The following is a 22,369-nucleotide window of genomic DNA, read 5'->3' as shown; positions in this document are numbered from 1 at the left end:
GCGTGATGCACCGAACCGATAGCCTGTGGGCGCGACGCTATCTGGCACCACATCAGGGGAGCTTTGAGGCTGTGGACGAAATCACCTATCGCGTGGCGGAGAGCGAGAGGGACAGATCCGCCGTCATCAAGGGTGAGTTCGTCTCGGACACCGTCTTCGAAGTGATCGGCTCCGAGAGCGGATTCACCTTTCGGCCCGTCAGGCTGGACCCGCCGGTTCACAAGGTCTTCCCCGACGACGAGCCCGAGCTCGATGAGGCGTCGGAGGGCGATTGCCGGTTTGTCGCGCTGGATCGTGATCGCGTGTGCGGCTATGTCGACACGGAGTACGAGCCCTGGAACCGTCGTCTGACCATTGCCGATATCGAGGTGGCCAGGCCGTATCAGGGCCGGGGAATCGGACGCATGCTGATGAGCCACGCCATCGGCTGGGCCCGGGAACGCGGTGCCGGGCACGTCTGGCTGGAAGTGACGAACATCAACGCTCCGGCCATCCGCGTCTACCAGCGGATGGGTTTCATCTTCTGCGGCCTCGACACTTCTCTCTACAGCCGTACCAAGTCCGAGGGGGAGACGGCGCTGTACATGAGCCTCTTCCTGGACTGATCCGTCGGTCAGCAGCATGTCCAGGCTTGGATGCCAAGACGCGGATGCCCCTCTGAACAGGGACGATGGGATTCCTGCGATTCCACATCCACAGAGCACGAGAACACCCGCGAGATGCGACTCTCCCACCCCTGCGGCGGTCTCCGCTGCGTTCGCTGATACGAACCTGATTGCGCACGCCGGGCTGGCCCTCGCCCTTCACCACGCCACAGCGTGAGGTTGGGAAAGGCTTACTGTCGGCCGCGGTCAGCACCCGGGCGAGCTCGGCCCCATAGGCACCCGTGCTCTCCACGCCCACCGCGGTCGGCATGCCGCGGGAACGCACCCGGTCGAGCAGGTCCCGGTAGCCGCGTTTGGAGACGGAACTCGCGGTCGGCCGAGTGCCGGCCGATGGACTCGATGACCGTCGCGTCAGTCGTGATCGGAGAGTTCTACGGCCAGTTCCATACAGCGCAGGCGGGCCGGGGAGAAGTCGTAGGGCATCTTGCCGATGGCTTCCAACACGCTCATGGAGTCGGTCTCCCGCCTGCCGGAGCCGAGGCCGGCCTCGTCCTCGCCGTCATCGCCGTCCTCGGCGGTAGCCGGGTGCGCCGTTTCCCAGGCGTCGAAGAGGGCATCGTCGTCCTTGTCCAGACCGGACTCCTCGATGATGGCATGCAGGGCGCTTTCGAAGGCGTGCCGCTCGGCGGCCACTTGAGCCACCCGTGGGTCATCGACGGCGACGCTGTCGTCCAGTGCCTCCTCCGCTTCGTCGACGCGGTCGGATTCCTCCCGCAGGGTGGGATGCGCGGCCAGGACGATGAAGCGGGTGGCCTGGACAGCCGCGCCGAGCGGGCCGAAGATCCGCTCGGTGACCAGCAGGGTGTCCAGGTCCGCCGGGCGCAGGGAGCCCTCGGGCAGGCTCTTGAGGCGGCCGGTGACCAGGTCGGAGAGCAGGCCCATCCGGCTGCCTTCGGTGCGCATCCGCCGCACGGCGGCCCGCTGCCGCCGCAGCTCCGCCTCCTGCTCGGCGAGGGTTTCCTCCAACCGCTCCAGGATGCCCGCGATGCCTTCTCCGCTGTCCGCACCGGCGGAGGTCGTTCCGGTGGTGAAGGCGTCACGGATGTCGTCCAGGGCGATCCCCGCGTCGGCCGTCCTGCGAATCCACAGCAGGCGGATCATGTCCTCGTAGCCGTACCGGCGGCGGCCGTCGCCGCCCCGCTCCGGCTCCGGGAGCAGGCCGATCTCGTGGTAGTGGCGAATCGCCCGCGGAGTGCTGCCGGCGAAGGCCGCCGCGTCACCGATCTTGATCCGGCGGGGTGGCACAAAGGACGAATGCATGAGCGGGGACCTTCTTCTCAAGGAACCGGGGCCGGGACGTAGACCCACCGGACCACATGCCGCTACGGAAGGTGCAACCGCACAACCGCAGCCTCCGGTCTGCCTCTGCCTCCCGGTTCCGCTGCCTGTCCCCCCTCTCTCCCCGTTCCTCTGTTCTCGGCCGGAACCGAGGCGGTATTCGGCCGGAGTTCACCGATCCGGGACCAATCCACCATCAGTGACTTAGCGTGTCGATCATCGCCGGAGTGGCTACGTGGGGTCACGGCGTACGGGCGCGGTGTACGGAGGAGCTTGATGGTGACGGAGACCGACTGGCGACGGCGGTCCGTGGTCGTGACGGGCGCGACGCGGGGCATCGGGCGGGGCATCGCGGAACTGTTCGCCCGTCGTGGTGCCGCTGTCATCGTCACGGGGCGCGACGAGGAGGCCGCCCGCGCGGTGGCGGACGAGCTCGCGCGCGCCACCGGATCCCGGGTCGCCGGTCTGGGCGTGGATCTCCGGGACCCGAGCGCGATCGAGGCGATGGCCGACGAGGCCGAGGCGCGCCACGGGCATGTGGACGTGGTGTGCGCGAACGCCGGGGTCTTCCCCGAGCGGTCCCTGAGGGAGATGACGGCCGCGGATGTGGACGATGTCCTCGCCGTCAACCTGCGGGGCACGATCCTGACGACGAAGGCGTTCCTGCCGGCCATGGAACGCTCGGGGCACGGACGCGTGGTGCTCACCTCCTCGATCACCGGGCCGACCACGGGTTACAGCGGGTGGTCCCACTACGGGGCCAGCAAAGCGGGCCAGTTGGGGTTCCTCCGGAGCGCCGCGCTGGAACTGGCCCCGGCGGGCATCACCGTCAACGCCGTCCTGCCCGGAAACGTCCGCACCGAGGGGCTGGGCGATCTGGGCGAGGACTACCTGCGGCGCATGGCCGCCGCGATCCCGGCCGGCCGGCTCGGCGAGACCTCCGACATCGCTCACGCCGTGCTCTTCCTCGCGTCCGACGAAGCCTCGTTCGTCACCGGTCAGACGCTCACCGTCGACGGCGGCCAGACCCTGCCCGAATCGCTGGACTCATTCGTCCCGTTCACCTGACGCCGGCGGCCCGGCAGTGCGACGCTCATCGCCGCTTCGCCTCCGGCTTCATCCGCCGGCCCCCCGCGCGGAGTCCGGGCGGCAGTAGCGCTGGATCAGCGCCGTGTGCCGGGGGAAGCGGGCGGTCAGGTCGTCGGGGTCCCCGAGCGTCATGTCCGCGTAGTCGAAGCCGGGGGCCACTGCCTCGCTGATCAGGGCGTGGTCGCCGCCGTCGAGAGAGGTGGCCTTCCACACGCCGCCGGGAACGGCGAGAGTCAGCGCCTGCCCCTGGTGCGGATCCTGGCCGAGGAGCACCGACTCCGCGCGGCCGTCGGGGTGGATCAGGTGGTAGGTGAGGGGAGCACCGGAGTGGTGGAAGTGGAGGATGTCCGACCGGTTGAGATGCCAGTACCCGATCGGTGACTCCTCGGTGAGCAGGTAGTGGATGGAGGTGAGCAGGGGGCGTTCGCCTCGCGGGGTCCGCACCGGCGGCCGGTGATCCGCCTGGAAGGTACGCCAGAAGTACCCGCCCTCCACATGCGGTTCGAGCCCCAGAGCGTCGATCCATTGCTGTGCTGTGAGCACACGGTCCTCCTAGGGTGACGCGGCCCTGCGGGGTCGCGGAGTTGGCGGGGCAAGCGGGCGGGTTCCCGGTGCGTGGGGAACGCACACCCGGGGAAAAGGAGGCGTCGGCCGCGCCGGAAGACCGCGGGGCTCCTGCCACCGATCAGCACATGGCCTTGGTCGGGGTGGTCCTGGCCGCGTGAAAGGCGACCGCCCGCCCGTCGAGCGTGAGACGGTGAGCCGCACAGTCGGCGCTCTCCGGTTCGGGCACCGGCCGGGAGCAGGCGAAGCCGGCCGGGTCGTACACCGAGGACTTCGCTGCCCACAGGTCACCGTGAAGCCCCGTTCACGGTCGATTTATCGCCATACTCCCATCCTGTCACCCCGTCACGAGGCCTGACCCTTGGCAGCATGTTGACATGACCTTGACAGTCTCCGCGCTGCGCCCGAGGCTCGGAATCCCCCGTGGACAGCTTGACGACAATGAGGTGTAGCCCCCATGCGATCACGCCCCATCGGATTCCTCCTCTCGGCCCTCGCGGGCGCGGCGCTCGCGTTCGGCGGCACCGCGACCGCCTCCGCGACCCCGTCCACGACCCCGGCCCCCGGTTCCGCGTCGGCCGGTGACGTCGGTACCGCCGACGCCTGTTACACCTGGAGCGGCACGCTCCGGGAAGGCTCCAGCGGCGAAGCCGTACGTCAGCTCCAGATCCGGGTCGCCGGCTATCCGGGCACCGGGAACCAGATCGCCATCGACGGAGCCTTCGGCCCGGCCACGAAGGCGGCCGTGCAGCGCTTCCAGGCCGCGTACGGGCTGGCCGCCGACGGCATCGCCGGCGCCCAGACGTTCAGCAAGATCTACGCGTTGCAGGACGACGACTGCACCCCGGTCAACTTCACCTACGCCGAGCTGAACCGCTGCAACTCCGACTGGTCCGGCGGGAAGGTCAGCGCCGGCACGGCACGCGCCAACGCCCTGGTGACCATGTGGAAGCTCCAGGCCATGCGGCACGCGATGGGGGACCGGCCGATCACCGTCAACGGCGGCTTCCGCAGCGTGTCCTGCAACAGCTCGGTCGGCGGGGCCGCCAACAGCCGCCACATGTACGGGCACGCGGCGGACCTCGGCGCGGGCGCCCAGGGCTTCTGTGCCCTCGCCCAGGCGGCGCGCAACCACGGCTTCACCGAGATCCTCGGCCCGGGCTACCCCGGCCACAACGACCACACCCACGTCGCCGGGGGCAGCGGCCGCTTCTGGTCCGCGCCCAGCTGCGGGATCTGAGGCCCGGCGGTCCCATGAAGCCCGGGGGCCTCCGGTCAGCGGACCGGAGGCCCCCGGGCTCACGCCCGTACTCCTGCCTGGGCTACCAGTAGCGCTCGGTCAGGTCCCGTTCCGCCGCCGCGGGGGAAACGCCGTCATTCCGCCGCGCGCCGCAGGATACGGGCGGCCACCAGCTCCGGATCGTCGGTCGGCAGGGCGTGGCTCGCACCGGGCACGACCTCCACCTCGGCTGTGGGCATGAGGGCTCCCACCCGCTCCGCGACCTGGCGTGCGTCATGCAGCGAGCTCTGCTCCCCCAGCAGGAAGAGCGAGGGGACCCGCACCCGGCGCAACTCCTCGTCGGAGAAGACCCGAGCCGGTGGAAGGGCGCGCCGGAACCCGACGGAGGCGCGTCCCAGTTCCATCAGCTCGGTCTCCAGGATGGCGCTGTTGCCGACCCAGCGGGAGAGCCGGGGCCTCAGCGTGCGGGGCGCCATGCCGGCCAGGGCGCCGGCGATGAGCCAGGCGTAGAAACGGCGGCCGGAGTCGGCGAATCCGGCGGGTTCCACCAGGGTGAGGGCGGCCGTGCGGTCCGGGTGGTGCATCTGGTGGCCGAGCGCCAGCCAGCCGCCGTAGGAGCAGCCGACGAGATGGGCGGCGGTGGCCTCCAGCCCGGCGAGCACCTCCTCCAGCCAGCGGGCCCCGTCCTCGGCGCCGGTCAGGGGCGCGCTCTGGATGCTGGCGCCCGGCTCACCGACCGTGTCAACGGCGATCACCGTGTGATGGCGGGCGATCGGCTCGATGTACCGGTGCCACATCAGGGAGTTGCCGTTGGCGCCCGACAGCAGGACGACCGGGTCGGAGCAGGGTGGCCCGGCGCGGTGGACGCGGGTGGTACCGAAGGATGTCGGCAGGTCGAAGGCGTCCCCGGGGTCCGGCCAGAGCCGGCCGAGGAGGCGTCCGTAGACGGCGTGGAAACGCTCGCGGGTCTTGTCGTTCCTGAACTCGCCTATGCTCATGGTACAGACGTATCACGACGTGGTACACGTGTACCACTACCGGGAGGCCGGACCATCGCCGCGCGCGTCGATCACGAGGAACGCAGGAAACAGATCGCGGAGGCTCTGCTGCGTATCGCCGCCACCGAGGGGCTCCAGTCGGTGAGCATGCGGGCGGTCGCCGCCGAGGCGGGCGTCTCCCTGCGGCTGGTGCAGTACTACTTCACGACCAAGCAAGTCCTGGTGTTGGACGCCCTCGCCCGGCTGGGCGCCCAGCTCCAGGCCCGTATGGACCGGTGGATCCGCGAGGCGGGCTCTCCGCCGCGACCACGCTCCACGGTCACCGCCATCCTCTCCAGCGTCCTGCCGACCGACGAGGAGAGCCATCGGATCACCCGGATCTACGCCGCGTACTACGTGCTCGTCCTCGGTGACAGCTCGCTGGAAGAGCACGCCACCCCCCAACCCGCCCTGCTGGAAGGCTTCCTCGCCGAACAGCTCCGCCAGGCGCAGGAAGCCGGCGCTGTCGGCCCCGAGAAGGATCCCTCCATGGTGGCGGCCGGACTGATGGCCATGGTCAACGGCCTCGGCTCCAGCGTGCTGGGCGGCCAGCGCACCGGCAAAGCGGCTCTGGACGTCCTGCGCCATCACTTGGACGAGCTGTTCGGCCCCGCCACCGCTTGATCTCGTCGCGGCGATCCGAACGGAAAGAGGTACACCGGAGTCACCCGGCCGCCGCCGGCTCCGGCGGCCTCTCGGCCGCGACGGCGATCGTGCCCTGGGCCACCGCGCAGAGGGTTTCCACCCCTTCGGCATCCACCATGAGCAGATCGCAGCGGCAGACGACCCGGGTACGGCCGGGGCGGACCACCTGGGCCCGCGCGCGCAGCACCTCGCCCCGGGCGGGGCGCAGATAGTCGATGGTGAAGCCGGCGGTCAGGACGGACGGGCCGACGGCCGCGCCCGCCGCGAAGGTGAGGGCGTTGTCGGCCGCGTAGCTCAGAACGCCGCCGTGGACGAAGCCGTTCTGCTGGCGCAGCTCGTCCCGTACGTCCAGCTCCAGGACCGCCACCCCGTCACCGAAGGCCGTCAGCCGCGCGCCCAGCAGGACACTGAAGGGCTGGGCGTCCAGAACCTGCTGCCCGAACGCGAGTTGTGAGGCGCGTGCCTCCATGCTCCACCTCTCATCCCTGGTTACGGTGAGCGTCGTCTCCCGGGAGCCGATCCGTCGACATCCGCCCCACGCAACCCCACCACCACCGGACCACTACTGTCTGCCGGATGGAGAACATGATCCCCCGGGGCAGCTGGCTCGACGACGACATCTTCCGCAAGCTGGTGCGCGAGGTCACTCCGCTCCGCTTCGGCTCGTGGAGCCTGTCGGAATTCGAGCACGCCACCTCGGAGCTGGGCTGGGAACTCCGGGAGCCCAAGGAGGTCGTGGGCCAGGTCCGGCGCAGGTTCGCTCCCCGGAAGGGGCCCCGGTGCGGCTACGGCACGGTGATCGCCGACGCCTCGGCACCCGGGCAGGTGCGCAAACTGAACGTCCGCGTCGTCGACATGCCCGCCGAGGACATACGCTCCGCCGCCGGCCTCGTCCGCGCCGCCTGGTGGGTCATGGAGGAGGAGCTGGGCCCGCCCGCGATGTGGGGAGGAGACTCCGGCCCGTGGATGCTGTGGCGGCTCCCCGGCGCCTGCCTCCTCGTGCACACGCACGACGAGGGTGAGGTGAGCCTGGAGCTCCTGCCTCCGGACGCGGACGCCGACGCCGCCGGAGGCGGCTACTCCCGGGGCCGCTGGCGCGCCGCCGAGCAGGCAGACCTGCCTGCCGTGCCGCCCGCTTCCGGCACCACATGGGCGGACGTGGAGAAGCGCCTGGCGGAAACCCTGCGCTCCCTCGACCACGACACCCCGTTCTTCCCCGGCAGATTCATCCTGCACCTGGGATCCGCCGTCGATCCGCAGCGCTTCGTCCAGTGCTGGAGCCAGGATCTGGGTCTCGTCATCGAAGCCACCGGCTATCTGCACCAGCCGGACGCGGCCGACCCCGACCGGCTCGCGCGGAACGGCTGGGACGCCTCCCGCTCGGTCTGGCAACGACGCTTCCCCGACGCCATGGACGAACCCGCGCACGCCGCGACGGGGGCCCGCATGCTCGTCGAGGAACTACGGCACCTGGGCATCGGCCTGGCCGACCTCTCCTACGACGGGACCATGACCGGTCGTGGGCGCCGCTTCCACCTCGACCTGCCGGACCTGGGACTCCGCCGCGTCCACCAGCCCGCCGAGTAGGACCGGAGGACCCCCGCGTCCACCAGCCCGCCGAGTAGAAGCGGAGCGGATCGACGTCTCCCGATCAACGCACCGCCCCCGGCGTCAGTTCTCTCAGGCGGAGGGAACGGCGTCGGCCGGGGCGGTGTGCCAGTTGGTGACGACCGGCTTGTCGACCGTGATGGTGCCGACCTTCAGGGAGACCGGGTCGGGGTCCTCGTTGCCGACGCCGACGATGATGGAGTCCAGCTCCTTGCCGCCGTCCGTGTTGGTGGTCTTCGGGTTCACCCCGGCGTAGGCGGTGGTGGCGCCGCTCAGCGTGACCGCGTCGCCGACCGCCTGCTCGGCAGGGCCCGCCTGGGTGCCGTCGGAGCCGAACGCCACCGTCGGGAGCGCGGCCGGCAGGATGCAGGTGATCCCCTGCTTTGCCTTCGCCATGACCAGGATGTAGCCGCCGGCCTGGCTCTCGGACCGGGTGCTCCAGGAGATGTCGTTGGCGCCGCAGGTCTGCTGGACCGGCACCTTCGTGCCGTCGCCGGCGTCGGCGCCGGACCCCTCCGCGCTGCCGCCGTCCTTCGCGTCGGACCCTGCTTCGGCGCCCTGCTCCGCACCCTTGTCGGCGCCCTTCGAGGCGTCGGTCCCGGCCGCGTCGGCCCCGGACACGTCCGCGGCGGGCACGTTGGTGGCGGAGGGACCCGCCGCGGCGCCGTCCTCCGTGTCCTGGCACGCCGTCATCAACAGGGCGCCGCCCACGAGGGCAGCGGAGACGAGGAAGGACTTGCGACGGTTGCCGAACATGAGAGATCCCCTTGGTGGTCGTGAGCGTGGTTGTGGTCGAGGCACCGAAGCGAGTTCGACCGCCCGGGCGTTCCTTGATCACTATGCGGGGCCGAGGGCCGCAGGGGCCCCGGTGTGCCGTTCCAGGACAGCGCTGTCACAGACCCAGGACATGGTCATCGAGCAGTCGCTCGGCCCGCACAGAACCATCACCCACCGGACGGAACGAGTCCGGTCGTCCGGACCCACGGCCACCGCCGTCACCGAGGCGGCCCGCCGAAAGCGGGTCTTGATCGTCGACGGCTCGCCGTAACCGTTCCCGGGCGCGGACGGCCCGACCGGAACCCTTCAGGACGAGACCGGAGAACTGCCCTGGTAGGCGGGCGAGAACACCCGTCACGGAGCGAGCGCACACTCCTACTTCCAGCCATGCGCAGATGATCGTTCCGCTGGGCGGCAACACGACGGATACCGAAGATCCTTCACCCGTAGGGCACCTACGCGGCAAGACCTGCGCCCTCCGAGGCCTCGGGCACCGACGCGGAGCCGCACGGGACGCCGGTGACACCTCTGTGTCCTCCCTGAGTTCGCCCTATGTCCGTGAAGACGTGTCCATATGAGGCCCAACCCCTTTTTCTCTGCTTATGCGGACGGTCGCCCCCGTGTAGACATGGTCACGGCGGCCCCGGACAACGACCAGGGGGGGGCCGCCTCCGCCATGTTCTGGGGGTACATCCGCCATGCTCAGACCCACCCGTCGTCAGGCCCTCGGGGCCGTCATCGGCGTCGCCGCGAGCGGAGCGCTCGTCGGTGTGGCCGCCGCGTCCACGGACACCGTGGCGGCCGAGGCCAGAAGCTCCGGCACCGCACCCGGCGGGACCGGAGCACCCGGCTCCTTCGACGAGGTCTTCAAGGGCCGCCGCATCCAGGGCACGCCCGCCGAGGCCAGCGCCAACGCCAACGCCGACTCCCACGCGCACGCCGGGCACGCCGGGCACGGCGCCGGCTACCGCGTGCTGATCGACGGCCGCGAGCTTCCCGTGATGCGGCACGGAAAGAGCGGCTGGAGCAGCACGATCAACCACTACGAGAGGTTCGCGACCCCGCTGGAGGCCGCTCGCACCGCGGTCATCTCGCTCAAGGGCGCCGTCGTCGTTCCGTTCGATCCCACCGCCTGAGCCGGGAGCAGCAACCATGACCGTACGGAAGAACCAGGCGAACCTCACGGCCCCCGAGAAGAAGGCCTTCGTCGACGCGGTACTGGAGGTCAAGCGCCTAGGGGTGTACGACGAGTTCGTGCTCGCCCATCGCACACGGTTCTCGATAGACATGAACTCCGGCGTGTACGTGGGTCACTTCGGGCCGTCGTTCCTGCCCTGGCACCGCAAGTTCCTCATCGATTTCGAGAACGAACTCCAGAAGATCGACGCGTCGGTCTCGATCCCCTACTGGGACTGGACCGTTGACAACACCGTCGGCTCCTCGCTCTGGGCCCCGGACTTCCTCGGCGGCACCGGACGCCCCCTGGACGACCAGGTGATGGACGGGCCCTTCGCGCATTCCGGCGGAGACTGGACGATCAACGTCTCGGTCGACAGCCGCGCCTTCCTCGCCCGCCAGCTCGCCTACCGCGTTCCCTCGCTCCCGCCCCGGTCGGACGTCGACGCGGCCCTCGCCATGCCCACGTACGACTCCCCGCCCTTCCGTGACGGCTCGGCGGGCTTCCGCTCCACTCTGGAGGGCTCCGCGGGATACATGAGCATGCACAATCGGGTGCACACCTGGGTCTGGGGCCATATGGAGACGAGCGTCTCCCCGAACGATCCGGTGTTCTGGCTGCATCACGCGTTCGTCGACAAGCTCTGGGCCGACTGGCACGCGCTGCATCCGACGAGCGCCGAGTACCTCCCCGCCGGCGGGACGGTCGATGTGATCGATCTGAACGACACCATGCCGCCCTGGCCGAACACGACCCCGCAGAGCATGCTGGACCACACGCAGTTCTATACGTACGCCTGAGTCCGCCGCAGTTCTGCACGTACGCCTGAGTCCGCGTCACGAGACGGTTCCGGCCCCGCCCGTGCCCCGGCCGAGCGGGCGGTTCCTGCCGAAGGCCGCGCCCACAGGTGACCTGCGGGTACCGAGGCCGGGAACGACCGGCGGGGGCAGCACGGCCGTGCTGCCCCCGTCACCTCATTCGGCCCACTCGCTCGCCTGCTCCTTCCCCTCCTCCGTGTAGAGCAGCAGGAAGGCGAAGACGCCCGCCAGGCCGGCCAGGACGCAGACGACCTCGGCGACGTCCGTACCGAAGCCCGTCATCAACCCGGCGGAACCGACGGCGATGGCCACCGTCTGACCCAGGACCACCACGATTCCGCCGATCAGGAACAGCGCGACGAGAACGCGGGAGGCGTTCAGACAGATCCTGTACATCCTCGTACTCCTCATCCGGGAATCCATACGGCGCCGAGCACCATCAGCACGCCCATGGCGTAGGAGGGCAGCAGGTAGTAGAGCGTCACCGGAACGAAGATCCGCACCGGGTTGATCGACGCGATACCCGCGGCCACGTACAGCGGAGCCGCGCCCGGAGGCGAGCAGCCCTCGGACGAGGCCCACACGATGATGGCGGCGAAGGCGATGTACGGCGGGACGTCGGCCGCCGTCAGCGCCGCGAAGGCGACCGGCCCGACGGCCGCGAGGGTGGACGTCGTGTTGAGCGGGCCCGCGACGACCACCACGATCAGCCCGACGACGAGCGCCGCGACGATCTGCGGTACGCCCTCCAGGCTCTCCAGGTAGGGCGCGAGCTGTTCGCCGATGCCCAGGGTGTTGAGCACGTTGGAGGCGGCGAACGCCGAGATCATCGTGACGCCGATCAACCCGAGTTTCGGGCTGATCTCCGACAGCAGCGTCCACCACGCCCCGGCGCCGCGCGGCAGCGCTCGCCGCTCGACGACCAGTCCGGCGAGCAGCATGACCACCGGGAGCCAGACCAGCAGGGGCACGGCGTCGGAGACGTCCAGTCCCCCCAGCCGGTCGCCGATGAGGTCGCTGGTCGGCGACGCCGTCAGCACGATGGGCACCGCGATGGCCGCCAGAACGATCAGCGAGGTCCAGCCGGCCGCGAAGGACTGGCGGAGCGGGTGGATGTCCTCCGCCGCCATCGCGCCCACGCCCCGTCGTTTGACGATGACGTAGGCGATGACCAGCCGCATCGCGACCATCCAGGCGCCCACGACGAAGATCGTGCCGACCACGTCCTCCGCCCGCAGGACCGGCAGGACGGTCGGTGCCGCGAGCAGGATGAAGAAGGCGCCGCTGAACGGGAAGGTGGCGCCGACGCCCGCGTTGCCGGCGAGGACCAGTGCGGCGGTCTCGCCGCTCGCCTTGGAGCGCTTCATCCAGGGAATGGTGATGGACCCGATGGTGGCCACGATCGCCGCGCCGTTGTGCGCCACGGCGCCGAAGAGACCGGCCGAGACCGTCGCCGCGTAGGCGGAGCCGCCCTCTCGACGGCCGAACATCGAACTGAGGATGTCGATCATGCGCTGCACGAGCCCCGTTCTCGTCAGCAGTTCGCTGACGAAGACGAAGGCCAGGGCGGCGAAGGTGATCTCCGACGTCAGCCCCTCCACGAGGCTCTCCCACGCGACGCGCGGCGCTTCGGTGCCTGCGAACGCGGCACTGACCAGGAAGCCGATGACCATGGCTTCGCCGATATTGCGTTTGACCGCCACGTTCCACACGATGATGGCCCCGATGAAGGCGACCAGTGCGAGTATCGCGTTCATCGACAACCCCCCGGGCAGGCGGGGCGGGGAACGGTCGGCCGGTCTTCGGCCGCGTACCGCTCAGTCCCGTCGCGGCGCTTCCAGTCCGGCTCTCCGGTAGGCATCTCCCGCCTCCTTCCCGGTGAGGAAGGCGTGCAGCGCACCGGCCCGTTCGCCGGCCGCGGTGCCCAGGGCCGCCGAGAGTTCGGTGAAGTGCTGGGCCCCGTCCGGCAGCGGTCCCACCACTTGGGCCTCGGGCACGAACAGCAGCTCGCTCATCTGCTGTACGGCCAGATCGGCGCGGCCGTCGACCACCGCCAGCGCGGTGAAGCCCTTCTCCACGACGGTGGCGCGGGCGTTCACCTCGTCCGCGATCCCGAGGCGCTCCAGCAGCCCGGCGAAGTGGACCCCGCTGGCCCCGGTGCGGGAGTAGGCGACCGAACGGGCCGAGCGGAGTGTGGCGATCAGTGCGTCGACGGTGTCGATGGCGGGCGGCTCGGCGCCGGGCGGCATGGCCAGGCCGATCCCGACCCGGGCGATGTCGCGCACCGAGGACGGGTCGATCACCCCTGCCTCGCACAGGGCCGGGAACGCCCCGGTCACTCCGACCATGACCTCCGGCCTGGCGCCCTCCCCGATCCGCCGCAACAGCACGTTCGTCGGGTCGTAGACGGTGTCGACGGCCGTCGCGGTCTTCGCGGTGAACGCCGCGAGAACGTCGTCGTCGAGGGCCTTCTTCACCGCCAGGGCACTGAAGAGCGACACGGTGTGCGGTATGTCCGTGGACATCTTCGTCCTTTCACAAGGGTGGGGCGCCGGCTGCCGTCGGGAGAATGTCCCGTCGCGTCCGAGCGGTTTCCCCGGGATGTTTCGGGGGGGTCAGTGGGAGGCGGGGCGCAGCGCGGCACGCTGGGCCGTGGTCAGCGGACGCGTGGGGACACCGCGCAGCAGCAGGAAGAGCTTCGCCGTCTCCTCTATCTCCTCGGCCATCTCCAGCGCGCGCCGGAGGTCCGGGGCGGCGGCGACCGGGCCGTGGTTGCTCAGCAGGAGTGCGGCGTGCTCGCGGGCCGACGCTTCGACGGCGTCGGCCGCCCGGCTGTCGCCGGGGGCGAAGTACGGCAGCAGCGCGAGGCTGCCGACGCGCATCGCGTAGTAGGCCGTCAGCGGCGGCAGGACGTCCCGCCGATCGACCAGGGCCAGGCACGAGACGGCAGCCGCGTGCGTGGAGTGGGTGTGTACCACCGCGCCGGCGCCCGGTCGGGCCCGGTACATCGCGGCGTGCAGGAACGTCTCCTTGGACGGTGGGGCGCCGGACACATGGGCTCCGGCGGCGTCGATGACGGACAGCTCCTCGGCACGCACGGTGGCCAGGCTCGAACCGGTGGGCGTCACCAAAATGTGCTCGCCGGCACGCACGGAGACGTTGCCCGTGCTCCCGTGCGTCAGCGAACGGGCGGCGACGGCGCGCGCGGTGGCGACGAGGCGGCTCCGGTCGGCTTCGTCGTCCCGCCCGCTCATGTGCGGTCCACCGGTTCCACGGAGGACGCGGAGGACGCGGAGGACGCGGAGGACGCGGAGGACGCGGAGGACGCGGAGGACGCGGAGGCGTCGAGGAGAAGGCCGGGGTCACCGAAGTTGCCCGACTTGAGCAGCAACGCCAAGGGGCGCTCGCCCAGCGGGTGGATCCACGGCACCCCGCGCGCGGCTTCCGCGCCGACGTGCGCGCCGGTGACGCCGAGAGCGGCGACGACGGCGCCGGAGGTCTCTCCCCCGGCCGCGACCAGTCTGCGCACGCCCCGCTCGACCAGTCCTGTCGCGATGAGCCCCGTCGCCTCCTCCAGCAGGGCCGCGGACCGTTCCACACCCAGCGCACGCTGCGTCTCGCGCAGCTTTTCCGGCGCTGCCGAGGAGTAGATGACGGGTGCGTCGCTGTTCGCGGGCAGGGTGTCGTACCAGGCGAGAGCCGCGTCGGCGAGCGCCACGGCGTCCGGTGTCACCACCGGGTCGAGGCGGTAGCCGGGCCGGCCCGCGTCGGCGAGCACCGCGAGCTGTTCCAGGGTGCGGTGGGAACAGCTGCCGCTCAGCACGGCGGCCGGTCCGCCCGGCGGGTCCGAGGCGTCGGCGGCCTCCCGCTCGTCGTCGGCCGTTTCCCGCCCGGCACCGGGCGTGCGGCCGGTCACCTCCTCCGCGTACGCGTGCGCCAGTCCGGCGGCCAGTCCCGCGGCGCCCGCGACGAGAGGTGAGCCGAGGGCCGCCCGCCCCAGCGTGCGGAGATCGCTCTCGTCGATGCCGTCGGCCAGGACGTAGCGCGCGCCCCGCGCGCCGGCGGCAGCCAGCGCTTCGCGCACCGCCGCCCCGCCCTCCCGGACTGTCCCGAGCCCGATCAGTGCCACCTTCTCGCGGGTCTGGGCCCGTAGCAGCCTGGGCAGATACGAGTCCGTCATGGGGGTGACCGGGTGGTCGCGCATGTGCGACTCCCCGAGCAGCTTGTCGTCCACGAAGAGACAGCCCTGGTACTGGGTCCGCAGGTGCTCGGGCGAACTCGGCGTCAGCGGCACGGTGCCGGCGCCCGTCGCCTCGGCCAGCCGGTCCAGGACCGGGCCGATGTTGCCGCTCGGGGTCGAGTCGAAGGTCGAGCAGAACTTGAAGTAGATCTGCCCCGCGCCCTGCCCGCCCAGCCAGTCCAGCGCGCCCAGGGACGAGGCGACCGCGTCGGCCGGGGGCGCCATCCGGCTCTTCAACGCGACGACCAGGGCCTCGTGTCCGGGCAGGTGACTCGTGTCGGGCTCGTGTGTCTCCTGTGTCTCCTGCCCCGTACGGTCAGGCACACCGAAGAACAGCAGCGTCCGCAGTCCCGCGCGGCGCAGCGCCACGGCGACGTCCGTCGCGCCGGTGAAGTCGTCGGCGATGACCCCGAGCGGTGCGGTACCGCGGGTGCGGTCCGTCGGGCGATGTGTGTTTCGGCTGAGGGTCACAGCGGCCTCCCGGTGAGGGCAGTACGCAGGGCGGCGGCCGCTGCGTGCGGACCGGAGACGACGGGCACCCCCAGCGCGGTGGAGAGGGACCGGGCGGCGGGCGCCAGGGAGAACTGGGCGAGCAGGACCGTGTCCGCGTCGGTGACGTGCGGCAGGCACGCGTCCCGCAGCGCGTCGTGGAGCGTGGAGAGGTCGCCGTCGCGGGCCGCGGCGAATGCTTCGGGTGCGACCACCCCGACCGGTTCCGTCGCCGGTCCGGCCGCCGCGGCGGCAGCGGAGAAGCGCGTCAGCGAGTCCCGCATCGCGGCCTCGAACGAGGCGAGCACGAGCACCCGGCCCCGTCCGGCGGAGAGCGTCAGCGCCTGCTCGAAGGCATCGGCATCGGGGGCCAGGAGCGGGACCGGCGTCTCCACCGCCTCGGTGACCGAGCCGTAGAGCGAACAGGTCAGCAGCACTCCGTCGGCCCCGCCGGCCAGGGCGTGGCCGATCAGCCGGGCCATCCGGTCCACGAGGGCCGACGGCAGAGGGCCGTCCTCCGGCGCGTCGCCGAGCAGCCGGTCGTCCAGCAGGTTCCAGGGCTCGGCCGCCGGGAACTCCTCGGCCAGTCCCGCGACCGCCGGGGCGATGGCGGTGGGTGTGGCACTGATCAGCGCGATCCTCGGTGCGCGGGCACGGCCCGCCGCTACCCCGCTCATCGGCGCGCCTCCGCCGGTGATGCCGCTGCTCCGCAGTGCCGGCCGACCCAGGCGAGACCGTTCACGGTGCCGTCCGCCGGGCGGTACTCGCACCCGATCCAGCCCTGGTACGAGGCGTCCAGGAGGGTGCCGAAGACTCGCTGCCAGGAGATCTCGCCGCTGCCCGGCTCCGTCCGGTCCGGCGGATCGGCGATCTGCAGGTGCCGGACCCTGGGCAGGTGCTCGCGCAGGGTCGCGACGAGGTCGCCCTCCTGGACCTGTACGTGGTAGATGTCCAGGAGCAGCCCGATCCCGTCCCCGCCGAGAGCTTCCACGACGGCGGCGGCACGTGCCTGGGTGTCCAGCAGGAACCCGGGCACGTCACGGCCGTTCTGGGCTTCCAGGACCAGGGACACCCCCGTGCCCCGGGCCCGTTCGACGGCCCAGGCAAGGTTGGTGACGAACGTGGTGAAGGCCCGGTCGTGGCTGACGTCGGGCGGCCGGATGCCGCCCAGCACATGCAGGAAGTCGCTGCCCAGCTCGGCCGCGTAGTCGAGGCCGCGCTCCAGGTCCCCGCGGAACTCGCCGGCCCGTCCGGGAAGACACGCCACGCCCGCCCGCTCGGGCGAACCGGGCTCGCCCATCGGCGCGTTGATCAGTACCTGGTGGAGTCCCGCGTCGTCGAGGCGTCGGCGCAGACGGGCTGCCGGGTACGGGTAGGGGTCGGCGTACTCGACGCCGGTGAAGCCGGCCGCGGCGGCGGCGTCGAACCGTTCCTCGAAAGGGACTTCGGTGAACAGCCACTTGAGGTTGGCGTCGAAGCGCAGCCCGTTCGGCGCCCGCATCAGCGTGCCACCGTGCCGGCGGCGACGCTCACGCTGTCGGGGTTGACCAGGTGGTCCGGGGTGCGCCCGGCGAGCAGCTCGATCACCTGCCGGGCGGCCATCGCGCCGGACCTGGCACGTGCCTCGACCGTGGCGGCGGCGATGTGCGCGGTCACGATGACGCTGTCGAGCCCGCGCAGCCTGCTGTCGGCGGGCAGCGGTTCGTGCTCGGTCACGTCCAGCGCGGCGCCCGCCAGCCGGCCCGCCCGGACCGCGTCGGCGAGCGCGTCCTCGTCCACGACTCCGCCCCTGGAGGTGTTGATCAGATACGCGTCGGGCTTCATCCGGCGCAGGGCATCCGCGTCGATCAGGTGCCGGGTGGTCGCGTCCAGGGAGAGGTGCAGGGTGAGGAAGTCCGCCTCGGTCAGCACGTCGTCGAGGGATCGCGCCTCGACCCCGGTCTCCTTCAGGAAGTCCTCGTCCAGCCAGGGGTCATGGGCGACCACCCGCATGCCGAGGGCGAGTGCCGCGCGGGCGACGGTCCGGCCGATGGAGCCGAGGCCGACGATCCCGAGCGTGGTGCCGTGCAGTTCCCGGCCGCTCTCCTGCGTCCAGCCGCCCTCGCGCACCCCGGTGAGGTTCTGCGGGATGCGCCGGGCGCAGTTCAGCATCAGCGCGAGAACGTGTTCGGCGACGGATACGCGGTTGGTCCCCGGGGTGATGGTGACCGCGACGCCGCGCCGGGTCGCCGCCGCGACGTCGATGTTGTCGTGACCGACACCGCAGCGGCTCAGAATCCTCAGCCCGGGTGCCGCTTCGATGACCTCCGCGGAGAAGGGGTCGGTACCGGCGACGACGCCCGCCACGTCGGCGACGCATTCCGCCAACGTGCTCCCGGTGGTCTCCCGGTCGGCGCGCCGGGCGAAGACCGTCTCCAGGCCGGCGTCCCGGAGGATGAGGTCGACCGGGCCGCCGGGCTCCAGGTAAGGCGTTGTCACGAGTACACGGAGCGCACGTTCTTCGAAGGGCTGCGTCATGGGGATCCTCTGCGTTCTGCGGTGGCGCACAACCAATGAGATCGCGACTATAGTATACGATTTCAAGTAACGCTATAGCATTCACTTGGACAGGTGATCGAGAAGGAGGGGTCGCGCTACCATCGGGCGACGAAGGAGACCCCGCATGCCTACGCGCCCGTCCGAGCGGCAACCCCTGGCCGATCAGATGTACGAAGTGCTGCTCGGACAGTTCATGGACGGACAGTGGTCACCGGGCCGGCCACTCAATATCGGCGCCCTGTCCCGCGATCTGAACGTCAGCCAGACGCCTCTGCGTGAGGCGCTCGCCCGGCTGGAGCACACCGGTCTGGTGCGCCGCGAGGCACTCAAGGGCTACCGGGTGGCGCCACTGTTCAGCGAGACCGAGCTGATCAAACTGATGGACGCCAGGCTGGTGCTGGAGCCGACCCTCACCTACGAGGCAGGCCGCCGGACCACCCCCGAATTCCTCCAGGACGTAGCCGACAGCATCGAGGAGTTGCGGCGCTGCGCGACAGGGGACGGCTCGACGTCGCTGCGCGCCTATCTGTCGGCGGACGAGCGCTTCCACTTCCTGATCGCCCGGCAGTCGGCCAATCCCTTCCTGGAGTCGGCGTACCGTTCGCTGAGCGGCCACGTCCAGCGCTTCCGGCTCTTCACCGAGCTGGGTTCGTCCGACGCGGAGTCGCCTGCCCGCGATCACGCGGCCGTCCACGATGCCCTGGTCGCGGGCGATGCCGAGGGAGCCGCCGACCGGATGCGGGAGCACATCGAGAACGCGAAGGCGCGTGCGCTGAAGGACCGTCAGGCCGTGGCGAACGACTGACCCGGGCCCGTACGGCCCCACCTCACGGCTCAGCGCCGTCCCCTGGGCCCGTCCGTGACCCGGTCGAGCCCGTAGAAGTCGGCGACACACCCGCCGGGCCAGTACGAACGCCCGCCCTGGCTGAACGGCTCCAGCATGTTGCTGATCACCAGGCGCTCGTACGGCAGGACCCGCTTCCCGGCCTCCGCCCCCTCGCGGAGCCGGCGGTCCTGGGCGTCCCACTTCTCGGCCCGGGCCCGCATCGCGGTGTCCAGATGGGTGAGCGCCACGGCCGGGCCGACGCAGACGAGGACGCAGAGCGCGGCGCACACCGCCTTCGCCGGGGCGGTGCGGCGGGTGTGCCGCCGGAGGGCCAGGCCCAGCAGGGCGCCCGCGCCGACGAGCAGGATCACGTACAGGAGGAGGTAGTCGTTCCACAGCCGGTTGGCGCTCGGGTCGCTGACCCGGTCGCCGAACACCGGGTAGGCGATGACCGTGCAGAGGTAGCCGGAGACGAGGAGCGCGAGCAGCCCGGCGGCGGTGAGCAGGGGCAGGTGGGCGGGCAGGCGGGGCGGTGTCCCGTCTGCCCGCCGGCACAGCAGCCCCAGCAGTACGCCTGCCGCGACCGCGCCGACGTACTGCCAGGTCGTGGCCACGGTGACGGCGATCTCGGCGAACGCGCGCAGCGACGCGGTGAGGGAGTCGGGGGCGAGCAGGGAGGTGGTCTCCGCGCCGAACCGGTCCCTGCGGTGTGTGGAGCCGGGTGAGGTGATGAGGACGCCGGCCCCGGCCGCCGTCCCGGCGATTCCCGCCGCGCACCAGTGCCGGACGAACCCCCGGTCGGGGGCGGGAACGACGCGGCCGGACAGCAGGAGCGCGGTCAGGAGCACCGTCACGACGACGATCGCCGTCTCCTCGGACAGCGTGGCGAGGAAGGCGCCCATGAGCGCGGCGACGGCGAGCGCGAGGGCCCGCCCCCGGCGGGAGCGGGCGAGCAGGAACGGGATCAGGGCGGCGCAGGCCAGGACGGGCGGCAGCGTGTGCGAGACGGACGCCGCGGGCCAGAAATACGTCTTGTACGTGTTCGGCGTGACGAAAAGGAAGAGCGCGGCGGCCAGGGCCGCGAGCAGGAGCGGCAGCCCGCGCGGGGTGCGCAGCCGGGCCCGGCGCAGGGCCAGGACGGCCACCGCCCAGAGGACCGCGAGCACCAGGACCCCGCTGATCAGGGGGAACCACTGGTGCCCCGCGACCTGGAACTTCGCGTACGCGCCGACCAGGAGGGCGTTGGCGACCCGCCCGTTGTCGTCGAAGTAGAACTTCCCCACGAGGCCGGTGACGCCGTCGTCCCGTACGGCGGGCAGGAAGCACCAGTCGTCCGCGCCGGGCCTCACCCACCGTCCGATCCACGAGGCTGCGGCGAGCAGGGCGAGGGGCGGGAGTGCGAGGGCGCTCACCCAGAGGGCGGTCCAGGGGCGGTCCGAGGGGCGCCCGGCCGGGTCCGGCGTCTCCTCGCCCCTCCGGGGTCTCTCCGGGGCGGCGGTCACGGGGACGTCGTCGGGCATCGCGGACGTCACCCCTCCTGGGACGAGCGGGTGGGCAGCGGTTCGGGCGCCGGGCGGCCGGGCAGCGGTTCGGCCCGCGGCACCGCCGTGGCGGCCTTGGACCGGCCCGAGGTGATCGCCCATCGGGCCAGCAGGAACGAGACCGGGGTGACGAGGACGCCCGCTGCCAGCGCGGCGAGGTTCTTGTCCATCCCGAGGCCGCTGACCGCCCCGTAGAGCAGCGCTCCGGACGCCACCAGGTTGACCAGGCTGGAGAGGGGATAGCGGACGAACGCGTGCCAGGTTGGCCTCGTCCGGCAGGTGACGTAGGAGTTGAGCAGGAAAGAGCACACGATGCTGACCGCGAAGCCGATGACATGGGCGGTCAGATAGGGGATCCAGCGGTTCAGCGAGGCGTAGATCCCGAGGTAGACGGCGGTGTTCACGCAGCCGATGAGGAGGAAGCTGCCGAACTGGCGGACGGTACGGGACCGGTCGGGGGTGCCGGTCCCGGCGGCCGGAACGGGGGCTTCGGCCACGGCGGCAGGGGTGCCGGTCGCGGCGGCCCGGCCGGGGGCGCCGGTCCCGGCGGCCGGAGCGGGGGCGGCGGCGGGTTCGCCCGGGCCTCCGGTGAGTCGCGGGCGCGGCGGCGGGCCGGCCGGCAGTGCCTGCCGGGTCGCGTCGGTCTCCCGCACGACGTAGGGCGGGCGGTGCTTCGCCTCGTGGTAGATGCGGCCCACGTACTCGCCGATGACCCCGAGCGTCACCAGCTGGATGCCGCTGAGTGCGACGACGGCGGTGAGAAGAGTGGCGTAACCGGGGGTGTCCGCGCCGTGCAGGACGACGCCCACGACCGTCCACAGGGCGTAGACCAGGGCCGAGACGAAGACCCAGAAGCCGGTGTAGATCGCGAGGCGGAGTGGACGGTTGTTGAAGGAGAGCAGTCCGTCGATGCCGTAGTTCAGCAGCCGCCTGCTGCCCCATTTCGACCGGCCCGCCACCCGCTCGCTGTTGCGGTAGCGGAAGGTGACCGTGTCGAAGCCGATCCAGGAGAAGATCCCCTTGGAGAAGCGGTTGCTCTCGGGAAGGGACAGGACGCTCTCCACCGCCCGCCGGGACAGCAGCCGGAAGTCCCCCGAGCCGTCGATGAGCTCCACGTCCATGCAGCGGCGGACGAGTGCGTAGTAGGTGTGGCTGAGGGTGGTGCGGAGCATGCCCTCGCCCGCGCGGTCGCGGCGCGGAATGACCTGGTCGTAGCCGTGCCGGTGCAGTTCCAGCATGCGGGGGATCAGCTCGGGCGGGTGCTGGAGGTCGGCGTCCATGATCACGACAGCCGCTCCCCGCGCCATGCGGAGGCCGGCGAGCATGGCGGCCTCCTTGCCGAAGTTGCGGCTGAAGGCGGTGTAGTGGACCCGTGGGTCGCGCGCGGCGAGGGCGCTGAGCAGGAGGCGGGTGCTGTCCCGGCTGCCGTCGTCCACGTAACAGATCTCGAAGCTGTCCCCGAGAGGTTCCAGGACGCCCATCAGGGCGGCGTGGAAGGCCTCGATCACCTCGGCCTCGTCGAAACACGGCACGACGACCGACAGCTGAAGGCCAGTCACACGCCACCTCCGGACTTCGGGCCCCTCGTGGGTGCCGGGCCTCCCCGGCGCGGCACCGTCGGCCTCCGGCACCGGGCCCCGGAACGCGCCACGTCCGCCCATCTGACGACGGGCGGCGGCCTCCGTCTCTCCGTACACGCGCGGGGGCGCCTCTTTCCCGCGCCCTTTCATGCGAACAGCCGACGCAGGTCGGCAGAACGCCGGGTCGCGGGGGCGAAAAAGCGCACATAGCCTCGCAAAGGTGACATTTCCTCGACTGCCACGGCTCCGGAGCACCG

At 71.3% G+C, this 22,369-nt stretch carries 23 protein-coding genes; 8 read left to right on the top strand and 15 right to left on the bottom strand.

What is annotated here, in order from left to right:
- Positions 1 to 71 precede the first annotated feature (71 nt).
- Complete coding sequence (locus AB0F29_RS22075) at positions 72 to 605, top strand: GNAT family N-acetyltransferase (RefSeq protein WP_361874449.1); 534 nt, start codon at positions 72 to 74, stop codon at positions 603 to 605.
- Positions 606 to 1,016: 411 nt separating this feature from the next.
- Here AB0F29_RS22075 and AB0F29_RS22070 read toward each other — a convergent pair whose 3' ends face one another.
- Positions 1,017 to 1,925, bottom strand: a complete 909-nt coding sequence (locus AB0F29_RS22070) for a MerR family transcriptional regulator (RefSeq protein WP_361874448.1) — start codon at positions 1,923 to 1,925, stop codon at positions 1,017 to 1,019.
- Positions 1,926 to 2,219: 294 nt separating this feature from the next.
- Here AB0F29_RS22070 and fabG point away from each other — a divergent pair, with 294 nt between their 5' ends.
- Positions 2,220 to 3,011: a 3-oxoacyl-ACP reductase FabG gene (gene fabG / locus AB0F29_RS22065; RefSeq protein WP_361874446.1), complete on the top strand. Its 792-nt coding sequence runs from the start codon at positions 2,220 to 2,222 to the stop codon at positions 3,009 to 3,011.
- Positions 3,012 to 3,059: 48 nt separating this feature from the next.
- On the opposite strand, the gene AB0F29_RS22060 is transcribed toward fabG, so the two are convergent.
- Positions 3,060 to 3,575: a cupin domain-containing protein gene (locus AB0F29_RS22060; protein ID WP_361874444.1), complete on the bottom strand. Its 516-nt coding sequence runs from the start codon at positions 3,573 to 3,575 to the stop codon at positions 3,060 to 3,062.
- Positions 3,576 to 4,053: 478 nt separating this feature from the next.
- Between AB0F29_RS22060 and AB0F29_RS22055 the strand changes: the two genes are divergently transcribed.
- Positions 4,054 to 4,836, top strand: coding sequence for a D-Ala-D-Ala carboxypeptidase family metallohydrolase (locus AB0F29_RS22055; protein ID WP_018956223.1), 783 nt, complete (start codon positions 4,054 to 4,056; stop codon positions 4,834 to 4,836).
- A 134-nt stretch (positions 4,837 to 4,970) separates the two neighbouring features.
- Here AB0F29_RS22055 and AB0F29_RS22050 read toward each other — a convergent pair whose 3' ends face one another.
- Entirely contained in the window at positions 4,971 to 5,834 is an 864-nt protein-coding gene (locus AB0F29_RS22050; protein ID WP_361874441.1) for an alpha/beta hydrolase, read from the bottom strand.
- Between the two features lie 147 nt (positions 5,835 to 5,981).
- Between AB0F29_RS22050 and AB0F29_RS22045 the strand changes: the two genes are divergently transcribed.
- Complete coding sequence (locus AB0F29_RS22045; protein WP_361874548.1) at positions 5,982 to 6,497, top strand: TetR family transcriptional regulator C-terminal domain-containing protein; 516 nt, start codon at positions 5,982 to 5,984, stop codon at positions 6,495 to 6,497.
- A 40-nt stretch (positions 6,498 to 6,537) separates the two neighbouring features.
- Here the strand turns inward: AB0F29_RS22045 and AB0F29_RS22040 are convergent, their stop codons facing one another.
- Positions 6,538 to 6,987: a PaaI family thioesterase gene (locus tag AB0F29_RS22040; protein ID WP_361874439.1), complete on the bottom strand. Its 450-nt coding sequence runs from the start codon at positions 6,985 to 6,987 to the stop codon at positions 6,538 to 6,540.
- A 107-nt stretch (positions 6,988 to 7,094) separates the two neighbouring features.
- Here AB0F29_RS22040 and AB0F29_RS22035 point away from each other — a divergent pair, with 107 nt between their 5' ends.
- Positions 7,095 to 8,105 carry a hypothetical protein gene (locus AB0F29_RS22035; RefSeq protein WP_361874437.1) on the top strand — a complete coding sequence of 337 codons (1,011 nt, stop codon included), beginning with the start codon at positions 7,095 to 7,097 and terminating at the stop codon, positions 8,103 to 8,105.
- A gap of 93 nt (positions 8,106 to 8,198) precedes the next feature.
- Here AB0F29_RS22035 and AB0F29_RS22030 read toward each other — a convergent pair whose 3' ends face one another.
- A complete protein-coding gene (locus AB0F29_RS22030) occupies positions 8,199 to 8,882 on the bottom strand; it encodes a DUF4232 domain-containing protein (protein ID WP_361874435.1) in 684 nt (227 codons plus the stop codon).
- 719 nt (positions 8,883 to 9,601) lie between these two features.
- On the opposite strand from AB0F29_RS22030, the gene AB0F29_RS22025 reads away from it, so the two are divergent.
- Together AB0F29_RS22025 and AB0F29_RS22020 are read left to right on the top strand one after the other, a co-directional pair.
- Positions 9,602 to 10,039 (top strand): tyrosinase family oxidase copper chaperone, encoded by a 438-nt coding sequence (locus AB0F29_RS22025; protein ID WP_361874433.1) that lies wholly within the window; start codon positions 9,602 to 9,604, stop codon positions 10,037 to 10,039.
- Positions 10,040 to 10,055: 16 nt separating this feature from the next.
- On the top strand, positions 10,056 to 10,880 hold the full coding sequence (locus AB0F29_RS22020) for a tyrosinase family protein (RefSeq protein WP_361874432.1): 825 nt from the start codon (positions 10,056 to 10,058) through the stop codon (positions 10,878 to 10,880).
- Between the two features lie 174 nt (positions 10,881 to 11,054).
- Here AB0F29_RS22020 and AB0F29_RS22015 read toward each other — a convergent pair whose 3' ends face one another.
- The 8 genes from AB0F29_RS22015 to AB0F29_RS21980 all read right to left on the bottom strand — a co-directional run bounded on the left by AB0F29_RS22015 (position 11,055) and on the right by AB0F29_RS21980 (position 18,144).
- The gene (locus AB0F29_RS22015) at positions 11,055 to 11,294 is read right to left on the bottom strand and encodes a hypothetical protein (RefSeq protein ID WP_361874431.1); all 240 of its coding nucleotides are present in this window, start codon (positions 11,292 to 11,294) and stop codon (positions 11,055 to 11,057) included.
- A gap of 11 nt (positions 11,295 to 11,305) precedes the next feature.
- Complete coding sequence (locus AB0F29_RS22010; RefSeq protein WP_361874429.1) at positions 11,306 to 12,655, bottom strand: TRAP transporter large permease subunit; 1,350 nt, start codon at positions 12,653 to 12,655, stop codon at positions 11,306 to 11,308.
- A gap of 60 nt (positions 12,656 to 12,715) precedes the next feature.
- Positions 12,716 to 13,423 carry a substrate-binding domain-containing protein gene (locus AB0F29_RS22005; protein ID WP_361874427.1) on the bottom strand — a complete coding sequence of 236 codons (708 nt, stop codon included), beginning with the start codon at positions 13,421 to 13,423 and terminating at the stop codon, positions 12,716 to 12,718.
- A gap of 90 nt (positions 13,424 to 13,513) precedes the next feature.
- Positions 13,514 to 14,152 (bottom strand): aldolase, encoded by a 639-nt coding sequence (locus AB0F29_RS22000; protein WP_361874425.1) that lies wholly within the window; start codon positions 14,150 to 14,152, stop codon positions 13,514 to 13,516.
- Positions 14,149 to 15,609, bottom strand: a complete 1,461-nt coding sequence (otnK, locus tag AB0F29_RS21995) for a 3-oxo-tetronate kinase (RefSeq protein WP_361874423.1) — start codon at positions 15,607 to 15,609, stop codon at positions 14,149 to 14,151. The genes AB0F29_RS22000 and otnK overlap by 4 nt, the downstream gene beginning before the upstream one ends.
- Entirely contained in the window at positions 15,606 to 16,304 is a 699-nt protein-coding gene (locus AB0F29_RS21990) for a hypothetical protein (RefSeq protein WP_361874421.1), read from the bottom strand. Before AB0F29_RS21990 ends, otnK begins: the two co-directional genes overlap by 4 nt.
- A complete protein-coding gene (locus AB0F29_RS21985) occupies positions 16,301 to 17,128 on the bottom strand; it encodes a TIM barrel protein (protein WP_361874419.1) in 828 nt (275 codons plus the stop codon). The genes AB0F29_RS21990 and AB0F29_RS21985 overlap by 4 nt, the downstream gene beginning before the upstream one ends.
- Complete coding sequence (locus tag AB0F29_RS21980) at positions 17,128 to 18,144, bottom strand: phosphoglycerate dehydrogenase (RefSeq protein WP_361874417.1); 1,017 nt, start codon at positions 18,142 to 18,144, stop codon at positions 17,128 to 17,130. Before AB0F29_RS21980 ends, AB0F29_RS21985 begins: the two co-directional genes overlap by 1 nt.
- 145 nt (positions 18,145 to 18,289) lie before the next feature.
- Here AB0F29_RS21980 and AB0F29_RS21975 point away from each other — a divergent pair, with 145 nt between their 5' ends.
- The gene (locus AB0F29_RS21975; RefSeq protein WP_361874415.1) at positions 18,290 to 18,970 is read left to right on the top strand and encodes a GntR family transcriptional regulator; all 681 of its coding nucleotides are present in this window, start codon (positions 18,290 to 18,292) and stop codon (positions 18,968 to 18,970) included.
- A 29-nt stretch (positions 18,971 to 18,999) separates the two neighbouring features.
- Here the strand turns inward: AB0F29_RS21975 and AB0F29_RS21970 are convergent, their stop codons facing one another.
- Together AB0F29_RS21970 and AB0F29_RS21965 are read right to left on the bottom strand one after the other, a co-directional pair.
- Positions 19,000 to 20,511 (bottom strand): DUF6056 family protein, encoded by a 1,512-nt coding sequence (locus tag AB0F29_RS21970; RefSeq protein WP_361874413.1) that lies wholly within the window; start codon positions 20,509 to 20,511, stop codon positions 19,000 to 19,002.
- A gap of 8 nt (positions 20,512 to 20,519) precedes the next feature.
- Entirely contained in the window at positions 20,520 to 22,091 is a 1,572-nt protein-coding gene (locus tag AB0F29_RS21965; RefSeq protein ID WP_361874411.1) for a glycosyltransferase, read from the bottom strand.
- Positions 22,092 to 22,369: the final 278 nt, after the last annotated feature.

It is taken from the genome of Streptomyces sp. NPDC026589, assembly GCF_040638385.1.
In the GTDB taxonomy this organism is placed as follows: Bacteria; Actinomycetota; Actinomycetes; order Streptomycetales; family Streptomycetaceae; genus Streptomyces.
The sequence above is the reverse complement of the archived record's forward strand: the minus strand, read 5'-3'. Positions and strand labels throughout refer to the sequence as shown.

Coding starts and splice junctions, on each gene's coding strand:
- AB0F29_RS21975 (WP_361874415.1), top strand. CDS start 18,290: ATGCCTACGCGCCCGTCCGAGCGGCAACCCCTGGCCGATCAGATGTAC.
- AB0F29_RS21980 (WP_361874417.1), bottom strand. CDS start 18,144: ATGACGCAGCCCTTCGAAGAACGTGCGCTCCGTGTACTCGTGACAACG.
- AB0F29_RS22025 (WP_361874433.1), top strand. CDS start 9,602: ATGCTCAGACCCACCCGTCGTCAGGCCCTCGGGGCCGTCATCGGCGTC.
- AB0F29_RS22055 (WP_018956223.1), top strand. CDS start 4,054: ATGCGATCACGCCCCATCGGATTCCTCCTCTCGGCCCTCGCGGGCGCG.
- AB0F29_RS22070 (WP_361874448.1), bottom strand. CDS start 1,925: ATGCATTCGTCCTTTGTGCCACCCCGCCGGATCAAGATCGGTGACGCG.
- AB0F29_RS22040 (WP_361874439.1), bottom strand. CDS start 6,987: ATGGAGGCACGCGCCTCACAACTCGCGTTCGGGCAGCAGGTTCTGGAC.
- fabG (WP_361874446.1), top strand. CDS start 2,220: ATGGTGACGGAGACCGACTGGCGACGGCGGTCCGTGGTCGTGACGGGC.
- AB0F29_RS22050 (WP_361874441.1), bottom strand. CDS start 5,834: ATGAGCATAGGCGAGTTCAGGAACGACAAGACCCGCGAGCGTTTCCAC.
- AB0F29_RS22045 (WP_361874548.1), top strand. CDS start 5,982: ATGCGGGCGGTCGCCGCCGAGGCGGGCGTCTCCCTGCGGCTGGTGCAG.
- AB0F29_RS21985 (WP_361874419.1), bottom strand. CDS start 17,128: ATGCGGGCGCCGAACGGGCTGCGCTTCGACGCCAACCTCAAGTGGCTG.
- AB0F29_RS22000 (WP_361874425.1), bottom strand. CDS start 14,152: ATGAGCGGGCGGGACGACGAAGCCGACCGGAGCCGCCTCGTCGCCACC.
- AB0F29_RS22010 (WP_361874429.1), bottom strand. CDS start 12,655: ATGAACGCGATACTCGCACTGGTCGCCTTCATCGGGGCCATCATCGTG.
- AB0F29_RS22020 (WP_361874432.1), top strand. CDS start 10,056: ATGACCGTACGGAAGAACCAGGCGAACCTCACGGCCCCCGAGAAGAAG.
- AB0F29_RS21970 (WP_361874413.1), bottom strand. CDS start 20,511: ATGCCCGACGACGTCCCCGTGACCGCCGCCCCGGAGAGACCCCGGAGG.
- AB0F29_RS21990 (WP_361874421.1), bottom strand. CDS start 16,304: ATGAGCGGGGTAGCGGCGGGCCGTGCCCGCGCACCGAGGATCGCGCTG.
- AB0F29_RS22005 (WP_361874427.1), bottom strand. CDS start 13,423: ATGTCCACGGACATACCGCACACCGTGTCGCTCTTCAGTGCCCTGGCG.
- AB0F29_RS22030 (WP_361874435.1), bottom strand. CDS start 8,882: ATGTTCGGCAACCGTCGCAAGTCCTTCCTCGTCTCCGCTGCCCTCGTG.
- AB0F29_RS22015 (WP_361874431.1), bottom strand. CDS start 11,294: ATGTACAGGATCTGTCTGAACGCCTCCCGCGTTCTCGTCGCGCTGTTC.
- AB0F29_RS22035 (WP_361874437.1), top strand. CDS start 7,095: ATGGAGAACATGATCCCCCGGGGCAGCTGGCTCGACGACGACATCTTC.